Here is a 13,046-nt window from a genome sequence, read left to right as displayed (position 1 = left end):
GCACCTACGTTATCTATGATAAAATAATCCTAACGTCATTAAAGGTTGTGATTGTAAAATGATGATAGTAATCATGTTGATACTGAGCTACTTGATTGGTGCTATCCCAAGCGGGCTCGTCATCGGCAAATTATTTTTCAAAAAAGATATTAGACAATATGGTAGTGGGAATACTGGAGCGACGAACAGTTTCAGAGTGCTCGGTAAACCGGCCGGCTTTGTCGTTACTTTTCTAGATATATTTAAAGGATTTATTGTTGTATTCTTACCTTTATGGCTACCTGTACATAGTTCAGGTCCGATTAGTGAATTCTTTACGAACGGTTTAATTGTAGGCGTTTTCTCAATCATTGGGCACGTCTATCCGATCTATCTTGGTTTCCGTGGAGGTAAAGCCGTTGCGACGAGTGCTGGTGTAGTACTTGGAACTCACCCAATTCTCTTACTGACACTCGCAATAATCTTCTTCTTTATTCTGTACTTAACGAAATACGTGTCATTATCAAGTATTATCGCTGCAATTTGTTGTATTATCGGTGCTATCTTCATCGGAAATTACATCTTACTTGGTATGAGCATCGTCGTTGGAATTATACTGATTATTAGACATCGTACAAATATCGTACGAATTATTAAAGGTGAAGAACCTAAGATAAAATGGATGTAAAGTTAATAGGGATGACATGATAAGCCATAGGAGTGGAAATGATGAAGACTTCTATGGCTTTATACTTGATGAGTAAAATAGTGAGTTATCATTTACGATAAAATATTCTGATTAGTCTGAAATATAATTCTTTGCTACACAAGATGTTATACTTTTAAAATACTCAACTCAATGATGTGAGCGAGTATGTATAAAGGAGTGATAGATGATGAAGATAGAACTAACTCAAGAAGCAATAGAATGGTTTAAAGACGAATTAGAATTACCCGAAGATAATAAAGTCGTACAATTCTTCGTTCGTTACGGAGGTTCGTTTGAGCTTAAGCAAGGGTTTGGCCCCGCTTTCACTGTAAGTAAGAAAGATGATATAGATGTTAGTTACGAAGAGAATTATAACGGATTAAATATCGTTATCGCAGAGAAAGACGTTTGGTACTACGAAGGTCACCATTTGAAAATTGATGTAGGTGAGCACGACGAAATTGCGTACAGTGAAGAAACGTAACTCAAGTTAATCTTTGCGTAAGTTGAACAACAGAGCGCGTTCCTGACAGCATAGATTGATGAGTAGGAAATGTCTGGTGTAAGTGAAGGGGCTCACTATAGGTTATTAAGAAATCTAAGACCATTGAAACATGCGTGCGAACACGAGATTAATATATACGAGTGAAATACAAGCTCGCACTGGTTATACAACTTCTTACATTAACTTCACCGTTCGCACAAGTGTACGTGTGTCAGCCTATATTAGAGTCTAATAGGTATAATCTACTTAACTACACTTAACGTAGTATATAGCGTCAAATTGAGCTAATGCACAAGCTAGAACTCACTTGTTACGCAGTATAGTCAACTTAAATGAAGAATTTGAACTTAGGCACATTGTTTATTACTTAATGCGTTCAAATCAAATAAACTGATATAACTAGCGCTATGACATTTAGGATTTCTCCTTTTTGTCATAGCGCTTTTTTAAACTTATAACTCTTCAACACCGTTCGTAACTTCGAAATCCACGCTTTCTTTGTTGAGATCTGCTACCTTACGATATACTTCGTGCCATTCTGGGAAAGTACGATCTAAACGGATAGGTTTATAAGTATCTTTGCGGATGCAAGTTAGAGTTGTAGAGCCTGTAGTTGCTAGCTCTCCAGCTTGATTATATACTTCATAGCAATAAATAGACTTAAGTCGTGAATATCTTTCGACCCACGTCTTAATTTTAACTTTTTCAGGATATGTAACAGACTTAATATATTTAATATCGAGCTCAGTAACTGGAGAAATAACACCGTTATCTTCCATATCTTTATAACTAAATCCTAATTTATTAATATAATCCGTTCTTGCTACTTCAAACCAAGTAGGATAATTTCCGTGATAAATAACACCCATTTGGTCGGTTTCTTGATATCTTGCTTGAATTTCAGTAATACTATAAATCATTTTAGTACTTCCTCATTTCACTCACTTTTAGTCTAATGAAAATTTTAACATACGCTTATGACAGAATAGAAATTTTTAAACTGTAGTTTCTCCTTGCGTCACTTTACTCTACATAAAAAAAGACTGGAACCCGAAAGTCCCAGTCCAAAACTCATTATTATTGAGCAAGTTTATCACGTAATACAAGTTGTAAGATACCGCCGTTACGGTAGTAGTCCATTTCAACGTTAGAGTCGAAACGAGCGATAGCTTTAAAGTCAACTTCAGTTCCATCTTCTTTAGTTGCTTTAACGTCGATTAAGTCATGTGGTTTAACATCTTCATTAATATCAACTGAGAATGTTTCTGAACCATCAAGACCTAAGCTATCTGCAGATTCACCGTCTTGGAATTGTAATGGGAGTACACCCATCATAACTAAGTTAGAACGGTGGATACGTTCGTAACTTTGAGCGATAACTGTTTTAACACCTAAAAGGTTTGTACCTTTAGCTGCCCAGTCACGTGAAGAGCCCATACCGTAGTCATTACCTGCAAGTACAACTAAACCAGTGTTGTCTGCTTTGTATTTTTGAGCTGCATCATAAATTGACATTACTTCGTCAGTTGGCCAATAAGTAGTGAAGCCACCTTCAGTACCTGGCGCTAATTGGTTCTTGATACGGATATTTGCGAAAGTACCACGTACCATTACTTCGTGGTTACCACGACGTGAACCGTAAGAGTTGAAGTTACGTACAGGAACATCATGTTCAAGTAAGTACTTACCTGCTGGCGTATCTTTACCGATCGCACCTGCTGGAGAAATGTGGTCAGTAGTTACTGAATCTCCAAATTTACCAAGTACGCGCATACCTGTTAATGGTTTAATACTATCTGGTTCTTTAGATAAGCCTTGGAAGAATGATGGGTTTTGAATGTAAGTAGAATTAGGATCGAAGTCATATAATGGTTTATCAGTAACATCGATTTCATTCCACATTTCATTGTTGTTATATACAGACTCATATTCTTCTTTGAATAGCTCAGGAGTTACAACACTGTCTACAGTGTCAGCAACTTCTTTGATTGAAGGCCAAATGTCTTTAAGGTAAACATCTTGACCATCTTTACCTTTACCAAGTGGTTCATTTTGTAAGTCGATATCTACTGTACCAGCTAAAGCGTAAGCTACTACAAGTTGTGGAGAAGCTAGGTAGTTCGCTTTAACTAATGGATGGATACGACCTTCGAAGTTACGGTTACCTGATAATACTGAAGTTACGAGTAAATCTTCTTCAGCAACTGCTTTTTCGATTTCAGGTAATAATGGACCTGAGTTACCGATACAAGTTGTACAACCATAACCTACAAGGTTAAAGCCTAGGTCATCTAGGTAATCTTGAAGACCAGCGTCACGTAAGTAACCTGTAACAACTTTAGAACCTGGCGCTAATGAAGTCTTAACGAACTCAGGTACTTTCAAGCCTTTTTCAACAGCTTTTTTAGCAACTAAACCTGCACCTAACATTACGTAAGGGTTTGAAGTGTTCGTACAAGAAGTGATCGCTGCGATAGCAATATCACCAGTCTTCATCTTCGCAGTAGAGCCATCTTCAAAGTTAATTGTTGCTTCTTTGTCAAATTCACTCTTATCTAAACCGTGACCTTGGTTACCTGCTGGAGCAGTAACAGAGTCTTCGAATTCTTTCTTCATGTCACTTAAGAAGATTAAGTCTTGAGGACGTTTAGGACCAGATAATGATGCTTCAACAGTTGATAAATCAATTTCGATGACATCAGTGTATTCTGGCTCTTCTTTGTCTACATCGAAGAATAAGCTGTTTTCTTGTAAATATTTCTTAACTAAATCAACATGCTCGTCTGAACGACCTGTTAATTTCATGTATTTAAGTGATTCTTCGTCTACTGGGAAGAAACCACAAGTTGCACCATATTCTGGCGCCATGTTAGCGATAGTTGCACGGTCAGCTAATGGTAAGTTAACTACACCTGGACCATAGAATTCGATAAATTTACCAACTACGCCTTTTTTACGTAACTCTTGAGTTACACGTAAAGCTAAGTCAGTAGCTGTAGAACCTTGTGGTAATTCGTTAGTTAATTTAACACCAATTACTTCTGGAATTGGGAAGTATGATGGTTGACCTAACATACCTGCTTCAGCTTCGATACCACCAACACCCCAGCCTAATACGCCGAGACCGTTGATCATAGTAGTATGAGAGTCAGTACCTACTAGTGTATCTGGGAATGCAACTTCGTCACCATTGTCATCTTCACGTACGTGAACAACATTAGCTAAGTACTCTAAGTTAACTTGGTGTACGATACCTGTTGCAGGTGGTACAGCTTTATAGTTATCGAAAGCTTTAGTTGCCCAGTTTAAGAATTGGTAACGTTCATAGTTACGTTCGAATTCTAATTTCATATTTCGTTCTAGTGCATCAGGATTAGCATAGCTATCAACTTGTACAGAGTGGTCGATAACTAAGTCAACTGGCACTTCTGGATTGATCTTGTTTAAATCCCCGCCTACATCATTCATAGCTTTACGTAATGATGCTAAGTCTACTACTGCTGGTACACCAGTGAAGTCTTGTAAGATAACACGTGATGGTTTGAAAGGAACTTCACCTTTAGCACCTTGAGTAAACTCTGCTAAAGATTTAATGTGTTCGTCAGTAATGACATGACCATCTTCTTGTCTTAATACTGATTCTAATAATACTCTGATTGAATATGGCAATTTAGATACTTTAGTTAAACCTTGGTCTTCTAAAGTACTTAAATCATAGTAAGTATATGATTTACCGTTAAGATCAAACGTCTTTTTCGCTTGCTCTTTCATATTTGAAGCCATATTTATCCCCCCTGAACCTTAATTTTTATATGCCTTAACTAAATTGTATAATTATATATTCATGAATACAACTGTCTAAAGCTAGAAATAGCCTAGTTTACCTTTTGATTTTACAATCAGTATATATAACTTTTCCTTATCGTAAAACAGCTCTATCATAAGTTATTTTTATCAATTGAGAATCATTATCACTTATCTTATTTTATTTTTAGTCTTTCGTTTGGATGAGTAAAATTCTATTTTCATGGGATTGAATTTAGGTCGTATATATGAGCCAATATTTCGGGAAGTTTATGTTCGGGAATCAGATTAGAATTATTATAATGTGTATTCATCTTTAGTGCTTAAAAAGTATGATTTGGATGGCGAGTTCTGCTAGATTGTTTGAAAGAAAGTAGAGACAGTAGGGTTGTACAAGTACATTAATACGCTGACAAACTATGTAATAAGAAAAATACTTTAAAATAGTTAAAAATAACGGGAGCTACGTGATAGTAACTCCCGTTAAGTGCCTCAAATTATTTATTTTGTTTTTCGGCATTTCGACGTGCTTCACGTTTTTCGAGAATATCATCTTCATAGTCCTGTTGTTGATATTGAACATATTCTTGAAGACGATGTTTATTAGGCGTCAATGTTAAGCCTAAGAATTTACGTTCTTGGTTTGCGTCTTTGTAGAATGAAATCATCATCAATATAACCACTATAGAGAACGGTAAGGCACTAATAATCGCCGCACTTTGGATAGCGTTTAATGCTTGTGATCCATCGCCACCGCCTGCTAATAGCAAGATAAAGGCGATAAGGGCTTGTGCAATACCCCAGGATACCTTGATGGTAATACGTGGCTCTAATGTACCGAATGATGTTTGGCTACCGAGTACGAACGTTGCTGAGTCGGCTGATGTAATGAAGAATGAGCCGATCAATACTAGTGCGATAATGGATAAAGCCATACCCATTGGTACATGGTGGAACACACCGAATAATTGAGTTTCTGGACTCATTTTGAATAATTCTTGATGCGCTTTACCAGTTTGAATACCTAGCACACCAAAGACACTAAACCATACGAAACTTACTAATGCTGGAACGAGTAATACACCCGCGATAAATTCTCTGATTGAACGTCCCTTAGAAACACGGGCGATAAAGATACCTACGAATGGACTCCAGCTTAGCCACCAGCCCCAGTAGTAGAATGTCCAAGTTGTCATCCAACCACGTTTTTGTCCATCTAATGGAGCTGAGTCGAATGTGTTGAGTAAGAATGAATTAAATAAGTGACCTATAGAGCTAGTCATGAAGTTAAGAATAAGTACTGTTGGTCCAATAATAAGTACTGCAACCATCAAGATAGCACCTAAACTAATATTTAAGTTACTTAGGTATTGGATACCTTTACTTAATCCTGACCAAGCACTTGCAATGAATAGGATAGTTACGACTACGATAATAATCGCTTGAACCCATTCATTATTAGGTACACCGAATAAGTAATGTAAACCACCGTTGATTTGAAGGGCACCCATACCAAGAGATACCGCAACACCAACGAGAGTTGCAAAGACTGCAAGTACGTCAACAATAATTCCGATTGGACCTTCTACTTTATTACCTAAGATTGGGCGAAGTGTTCTTGAAATAAGACCAGGTTCGCCTTTTCTAAATTGAGCGTATGCTAATGCAAGAGCAACTACACCATAAATAGCCCAAGCATGGAAGCCCCAGTGGAAGAATGTTGCACGTAATGATTCAGTATAAGCATGAGCACTTTTAGCGTCACCTGTAGGTGGATTGATAAAGTGACCCATTGGTTCAGCTGCACCATAGAATACTAAACCAATTCCCATACCGGCACTGAATAACATCGCAAACCATGAAATTGTATTAAATTCGGGTTTGTCATTAGGTTTACCGAGTTTCAACTTACCGATAGGACTAAAGATTAAGAAGATACAGAAGAATACAATAATCGTTGTTAAGATTAAGTAATACCAACCTAATTTGTCAGTAATCCATAGCTTAATCGTGTCCGTTACTTCACCGAATTTCCCAGGGAAAACGGCACCTAATATAACGACGATAGCAACGATTATTGCACTGTATATAAAGACAGGCGAAATCTTCTTCTTACTATCGTACTGATTAGAAGAATTCATAACTAATTACTCCCCTTCCTATTAAATTGTCAAACCAAAAAAGAATTATTAATTTGTGACACAAATTAATACTACCATTCCATAAGCTATCATATAGAATAACAAAACTCCACAATCTAATCAAATTTACTTTTATGTAGCATTCCCTTTTTTTGAGTTATAAGGTATAATTAAAAAACTATTAAAACTATTTTTTAGTTGGAGGTAATTAATCATGTTAAAGGAATTTAAAGAGTTCGCCTTCAAAGGAAATGTACTTGATCTCGCTGTAGCTGTAGTTATGGGAGCAGCTTTCAATAAGATTGTCACAGCGCTAGTTACGTACATTATCATGCCTTTAATCGGACTTATTTTTGGAACAGTAGACTTTGCGAAAAGCTGGTCGTTTATGGGTATTAAATACGGTATGTTTGTCCAATCTGTTATTGACTTCTTAATCATTGCTTTCGCATTATTTATTTTCGTTAAAATTGCTAATACATTAATGCGTAAAGAAGAAGAGGAAGAAGAAGAAATAGAAGCGAATACAGTACTATTAACTGAAATTCGTGATTTACTTCGCGAAAAGAAAGATATTTAAAACAACGAATCAGTTATAATCTTGAATACACTATGGTTCGAAGTGACTTGAATTTATATTGGAGAGGAAATCAATAAGCGATTTCCTCTCTTTTCTATTACTGTTTAATCAACTTCGTGTAACTTTCTCTCTGACTAGATGTAACTTGTAAAATAAGTGGAATGCGTTGTTTTAATTCAGAAACATGAGAGATAATACCTACCAATCTACCCGTAGACTGTAAGTTTAATAAGGTATCTAGCGCCGTATCAAGTGTTTCTTGATCTAAAGTGCCGAAACCTTCGTCGATGAAGATGGACTCTAAAGCGATACCCCCTGATTCTTGTTGCACAACTTCACTCAAACCGAGCGCAAGTGCTAAAGAAGCTTGGAAAGTTTCTCCTCCTGATAAAGTGCTAACATGTCTCTCTTTATTAGAATGCGCATCGAAAACATTAATTTCAAGTCCACTATATCCTTGCGAAACAGATTGTTTTCTTACAAGTTGGTATCTCTCGCCAGTCACTGAAGATAATCTCTTATTAGCCTGACTTAATATTTGAGTTAAATAATGAATCAGTACATAATTCTCGAGCTTTAATTTCGTTGCATTTTTTCCAGTTATTACATCAGATAGCTGTATCATTTCGGTTTGATTTTGTAATTCATTATCTAATTGATTAACAATTGATTTAATTTCTTTGAATTTTTGATTATTAAATTCTACTTTGTACGTGTGATGATTATACTTCTCTACAATTTCATTAAATTGTTGTTTACTCTTTTGATAAGTCTCTTCAACTTCTATTAAATCTAATTGTTTCTTATCTTTTAAATCTTCTTTAAGATTTTGAATGATGCCTTCAAGAGATTGTTTTTCTTTTTCATAACTCTCTACTTGTTGTTCATATCGAGTTTGATATTTTGATTTATCAATAGCCTCATCAATTTCTTGTTGGGTTTCGAAACCAACTCGTGCCATTTCATTTCTAATTTGCTCATCTAATTCTTGCTTATCTTGTTGTAAGTTTTCAAAGGCATCATTGAGATACTTAATATTATTTTGAGTTAATTCAAGTTGTTGTTTCTCCTCTTTAACATGGTCTTTAGTATCATTAAACTGTTTAGAATATTGTTCTAAATCACTCCGATGTGATTGATAACTTTCTTTAAATTGTTCTATGTCACTGTATTCTGTCGTTGTTTCGAAATCATTGATTTTAGTTTCTTCCGATTTAAATTGATGTTTAAAATTGAGTAAGTCTGTTTCGATTTTACGCTGTTTGTTCATCAATTTTTCCTGTTCTTCTTTTTGTTTTTCTATAAACTGATTGTGTTGCTTTTGTTTCTTTAAACGTGCTTCGAGATTTTCTCTCTTTGATTTTAAGTTCTGAACATCTTCCATCGTTTTATTAGACTGAGCTAACTTAGGTAATTCTTGGTTAATGTTATCAATACTATTTAATAATTTACCTTTTTTCTCCTGTAATTCACTAAGTTGTTTTGCAATTTGCTCCTGTTTAAATTGGTCTTCTTTCATTTGGTCGATATCAATATGTTCGCTTAAATCAGTAACTTCATTCCCACATATAGGACAAGTATCTCCTATTGTCACTTGCTGTTGAAGAGTTGAAACGAGTTTCTCGTAATTATCAAAATCTAAATACAATAAATTAGTTTGCGTATTTTTGAAATCTTCTTCTAGACTTTTATTCACTTCTTCTAAACGTTTCTTCTCTTTCGAAAGTAAACCAATTAAATTTTCTCTTTGAGAATTCTCTTCAATCTCTTGTGTAACAAGTCTTTCTTGGTCTTTTAATTGATAAATATCGTTATTGAAATCATTTATAATCTCATAGTTAAGTTCTTTATCTTTGATGTTAAACGCCAACTCTTCTAACTTAACATTGATCTCATTTTGTTCATTTTTCAAATCGGTAATTTTTTCATTTAATTCATTAATGTTCTTATAGACTTGTTGATAGGAGTCAATATTTTTAAAGAACAACTTGTTTTCAGTTAGAAAAGCTTCAATATGCTTATAGTAGTCACTTTGTTCTTCAAGTGAATTTAATTTTTCTTCATATTCTTGAATACGTTTTTCTTGTAGTTTTGATTTATTTGTAGCTTCATCTATTTTCATTTGACTATCAGAAATCTTTTTAGATACAATTTTATGCTGTTTCATATATTGTGATAGCAATTTAACTTCATTAATTTCATTTAAATATTGTTTAATCTTATCTATTTCATCTTTTCTTTCTAACAATTTATTATATTGATTTTCGTGTTCTGATAACTTTTTATAGTTCTGTGAAAGCGTTTTTTGTTCTTCGAATATCTTTAAATGTTGATTAAGTGTTTTTTCATGTTCATTTTTATTATGCAACAAGTACGTTAGTATATCATTTGCTCGATGCTCAAAATTTTTAATAGCCTCAACAATCCGCTTCGTTTGATTGGCATCAATGTTTTTTAAAGCTTGCAAATCTTCATCATTAAAATCATTAACATCGTCCCAATTATCTTGGAGCTTTCGATATAAATCATCAATTTGTTTGCGTACTTGATCCACATTTTCCTTTAATGTATTCTGTATCACTTCAAATCTTTGACTATTAAAAAGTGTTCTTAAAATTTGTTGCTTTTCTAAACTACTTGAAACTAAGAATTTTTTAAATTCGCCTTGAGGTAAGATAAACAATTGTCTAAATTGATCAGCATTAACGCCTAGTCTTTCTTTAATAAATTTATTACCATCTTTAATCGTACTCTCAATTAACTCATAATCATTATTTGTTTTTCTATAAACAGTCAGATGTCCAGGTGTTTCAGTTTTATTACCTTCTTTGGTAAACTTCCCTTGTCTTTCCACTCGAAAAATTTCAGTACCTAGCTTGAATTCGAAAGCAATTTTTAATGCCTCATTTCTATCAGCAAAGTGACTTCGCAAATCTCCTTTGTCACGATCTTTTGTAGAAGCCTCGCCAAAGAGCGCATATACCATCGCATCAAAAATCATCGTCTTACCAGAACCCGTTTTACCACTGATTAAAAACAGTTGATTGTTAGTTATTTGAGTGAAATTAATCTGTTCTTTAATAAAAGGACCAAAATTATTCATTGTTAGCTTTAAAGGTCTCATAATTAATACTCTCCTTTATCGATTTCTTCAAGCACATCGGTAATAATTTTAGATTGGTTGTCGGATAATGATTGATCTGTGACATATCGATAGAATTCATTAATGATTTCAAAGTCGCTTTTTTGATGCATTGTATGATCAACTTCAAATTGATTGAGTTGCTCATTCATTTCATTATTAATTAGGGATAAAGTATTAGGAAATATATTTTTTAATATGGACATAGGGTCAGTAACGTGGGACATATGGCTTAATCGAAACTGCATATAGTTATCTTTATTCTTAACGAGTAGTCGCTCTTGAACCACATCTTCATAGTCTCCATTCACAATTTCTAATTCACGTTGAGGGTCTAATTTTTTAAAATAACCTTTAATCTCGTTATCCTTAATTGAAATAATGCGATATCCTTTAGATTGATTCACCTCTGAAAATGAGTACTGTAATAGTGAACCGCTATATTGGATATATTCAGAATTAATACTAAATGGGTGATGAAGATGACCTAGCAGTACGCGATCAAAACTTTCGAAATAACGCTCATTAACTTCTTCAACTGTACCTATTGTTATTTCTCTTTCTGAATCAGAACGTATGCCTCCTTGAACTGTTAAATGCCCAATCAGTATATTAATTTCGTTACTATTTAGATCTTCAGTCATAAGGTTAATTAATTGGGTAATGCCTTGTTGATAAGTTTGAATTTCGTCATCGTTTAAGAAGTCTTTAATTTCAGCGAGTGTTGCAAAAGGTAATGTATAGAAGTTAACGTCATTTATAATAATCGGATCCTTGATATCTTCTAATGACGTTCTAATATGTAAATTAGATTTACTAAACCACTCTGCTCCATAGTTTAATCGCGCTTTACCATCATGGTTACCATTAGTAATAATTAACGGAATATTTAATTCTAAATTCAATTCAGCAATAGTCTGTTCAAGTAACTTTACTGCATCTTTATTGGGATAGCTTGTATCATAAAGATCGCCAGCGATAACGATTACCTCAGGTTGTTCTTCTTTCATCTCTTCTACAAACTGTTTTAATATATATTCTTGGTCTTCTAATAATGACTTTCCATTCAAAATTTTACCTAAGTGCCAATCAGCAGTGTGTACTATCTTCATTTCAACCTCTCCTATACAGAACGTTTGTTCGCTTTTATAATATTACAATTTCCAAATCATAGCAAGTAATTTGAGTGGCTCATTTTACACTATTTCTCAGCCAATAAATATAGAAAAAGAGTAGCCTCACTTTAAATCATCTTGGACTAAAGTAAAGAACTACTCTTTCTCATATATTAAGTTAAAGATGCAATGGCTTGTTTAAATTGAGCACTTTTATTTATTAAACCACTCAGATATTTTGTTCTTAATCTCATCGAGTTTAGAATTGACTTTATCTAACTCTTCTTGCATCTTGCTTTCATTTCCGTTGTTTCTCTCTTGTTGTGCTTTATCTAAATTATCGGCAGTATCTTGATAGTCATTCGCTACTTTTTGAGACTGCTCGTCATTAGTTTTAGACTTCAAATCATTAATCTTTTGTTTAAGTTGATCTAATTTAGACTGAGTATCTTCTTTGTTGTTCTGGATACTATCTTTAGTTTCTTGAATTTGTTGTTTAATATCGTCAGATTGTTTCTGAACGTAATCTTTATCTTCGTTACTTGGCTCTTTCTGTTCTGTTTGTTGGTTATCTGAATTTGAATTCTGTTGATCATCATGAGTTGTACAAGCTTTTACAACGAAAATAACTACCACGATAAGCAAGATGATTAAACCGATACTTAGCCATTTGGTCATTGACTTTCGTTTGTTAATCTCATCACGTTGTTGCCAGTCGCGTTCTCGATCACGGTCAGTATAGTAATCTTCTGGTCGACTTTGAATCCGACGATCCTCATCATAAGTTTCTTTGTTTCTCTCATAGCGACTCATGCTATTTCTGCGATAATCATCATATAATAATCTGCCAAATATTCGATATTCTTCACTATCGTTAATAGTGTGTGTGTTAAGTTCGGTATTCACTCTACCATTTTTATCTAGGGCGATTATTTTCCCATCATCTTCAATTTTTAAAATTCGTGGGTAATTTTTTAAATCTTGATTGCTCATAATCATTCTCCTCTATTTTAATTAATGTATTAATAGAGTTAGTTAACTTACAATACTATTGCTCTACCCACATTATAT

9 protein-coding genes are annotated in these 13,046 nt (G+C 34.1%); 3 read left to right on the top strand and 6 right to left on the bottom strand.

The features are described 5' to 3' along the window. The first annotated feature begins 58 nt into the window (after nucleotides 1-58). Nucleotides 59-667 (top strand): glycerol-3-phosphate 1-O-acyltransferase PlsY, encoded by a 609-nt coding sequence (gene plsY / locus CD126_RS02925; protein WP_049405108.1) that lies wholly within the window; start codon nucleotides 59-61, stop codon nucleotides 665-667. A gap of 208 nt (nucleotides 668-875) precedes the next feature. Then, nucleotides 876-1,172: a HesB/YadR/YfhF family protein gene (locus CD126_RS02920; RefSeq protein ID WP_049405110.1), complete on the top strand. Its 297-nt coding sequence runs from the start codon at nucleotides 876-878 to the stop codon at nucleotides 1,170-1,172. 473 nt (nucleotides 1,173-1,645) lie between these two features. Here the strand turns inward: CD126_RS02920 and menI are convergent, their stop codons facing one another. The 3 genes from menI to CD126_RS02905 all read right to left on the bottom strand — a co-directional run bounded on the left by menI (nucleotide 1,646) and on the right by CD126_RS02905 (nucleotide 7,138). After that, the gene (menI, locus tag CD126_RS02915; protein ID WP_049405112.1) at nucleotides 1,646-2,113 is read right to left on the bottom strand and encodes a 1,4-dihydroxy-2-naphthoyl-CoA hydrolase MenI; all 468 of its coding nucleotides are present in this window, start codon (nucleotides 2,111-2,113) and stop codon (nucleotides 1,646-1,648) included. 157 nt (nucleotides 2,114-2,270) lie between these two features. Then, the gene (gene acnA / locus CD126_RS02910) at nucleotides 2,271-4,976 is read right to left on the bottom strand and encodes an aconitate hydratase AcnA (RefSeq protein ID WP_049405113.1); all 2,706 of its coding nucleotides are present in this window, start codon (nucleotides 4,974-4,976) and stop codon (nucleotides 2,271-2,273) included. A 518-nt stretch (nucleotides 4,977-5,494) separates the two neighbouring features. Then, complete coding sequence (locus CD126_RS02905) at nucleotides 5,495-7,138, bottom strand: BCCT family transporter (protein WP_103370005.1); 1,644 nt, start codon at nucleotides 7,136-7,138, stop codon at nucleotides 5,495-5,497. A gap of 214 nt (nucleotides 7,139-7,352) precedes the next feature. Here CD126_RS02905 and mscL point away from each other — a divergent pair, with 214 nt between their 5' ends. Beyond that, nucleotides 7,353-7,718 (top strand): large conductance mechanosensitive channel protein MscL, encoded by a 366-nt coding sequence (gene mscL / locus CD126_RS02900; RefSeq protein WP_070502563.1) that lies wholly within the window; start codon nucleotides 7,353-7,355, stop codon nucleotides 7,716-7,718. 97 nt (nucleotides 7,719-7,815) lie between these two features. Here mscL and sbcC read toward each other — a convergent pair whose 3' ends face one another. The 3 genes from sbcC to CD126_RS02885 all read right to left on the bottom strand — a co-directional run bounded on the left by sbcC (nucleotide 7,816) and on the right by CD126_RS02885 (nucleotide 12,968). Next, the gene (sbcC, locus tag CD126_RS02895) at nucleotides 7,816-10,842 is read right to left on the bottom strand and encodes an exonuclease subunit SbcC (RefSeq protein ID WP_103370004.1); all 3,027 of its coding nucleotides are present in this window, start codon (nucleotides 10,840-10,842) and stop codon (nucleotides 7,816-7,818) included. Nucleotides 10,843-10,844: 2 nt separating this feature from the next. Beyond that, entirely contained in the window at nucleotides 10,845-11,972 is a 1,128-nt protein-coding gene (sbcD, locus tag CD126_RS02890; protein WP_049405120.1) for an exonuclease subunit SbcD, read from the bottom strand. A 216-nt stretch (nucleotides 11,973-12,188) separates the two neighbouring features. Beyond that, nucleotides 12,189-12,968, bottom strand: coding sequence for a hypothetical protein (locus CD126_RS02885; RefSeq protein ID WP_049405123.1), 780 nt, complete (start codon nucleotides 12,966-12,968; stop codon nucleotides 12,189-12,191). Nucleotides 12,969-13,046 lie beyond the last annotated feature (78 nt).

This window comes from Staphylococcus pettenkoferi, assembly GCF_002902685.1.
Lineage (GTDB): Bacteria > Bacillota > Bacilli > Staphylococcales > Staphylococcaceae > Staphylococcus > Staphylococcus pettenkoferi.
The sequence above is the reverse complement of the archived record's forward strand: the minus strand, read 5'-3'. Positions and strand labels throughout refer to the sequence as shown.

Excerpts from the sequence above, each read along its gene's own strand:
- plsY (WP_049405108.1), top strand. The coding sequence starts at position 59 with ATGATGATAGTAATCATGTTGATACTGAGCTACTTGATTGGTGCTATC.
- CD126_RS02885 (WP_049405123.1), bottom strand. The coding sequence starts at position 12,968 with ATGAGCAATCAAGATTTAAAAAATTACCCACGAATTTTAAAAATTGAA.
- CD126_RS02920 (WP_049405110.1), top strand. The coding sequence starts at position 876 with ATGAAGATAGAACTAACTCAAGAAGCAATAGAATGGTTTAAAGACGAA.
- mscL (WP_070502563.1), top strand. The coding sequence starts at position 7,353 with ATGTTAAAGGAATTTAAAGAGTTCGCCTTCAAAGGAAATGTACTTGAT.
- sbcD (WP_049405120.1), bottom strand. The coding sequence starts at position 11,972 with ATGAAGATAGTACACACTGCTGATTGGCACTTAGGTAAAATTTTGAAT.
- acnA (WP_049405113.1), bottom strand. The coding sequence starts at position 4,976 with ATGGCTTCAAATATGAAAGAGCAAGCGAAAAAGACGTTTGATCTTAAC.
- sbcC (WP_103370004.1), bottom strand. The coding sequence starts at position 10,842 with ATGAGACCTTTAAAGCTAACAATGAATAATTTTGGTCCTTTTATTAAA.
- menI (WP_049405112.1), bottom strand. The coding sequence starts at position 2,113 with ATGATTTATAGTATTACTGAAATTCAAGCAAGATATCAAGAAACCGAC.
- CD126_RS02905 (WP_103370005.1), bottom strand. The coding sequence starts at position 7,138 with ATGAATTCTTCTAATCAGTACGATAGTAAGAAGAAGATTTCGCCTGTC.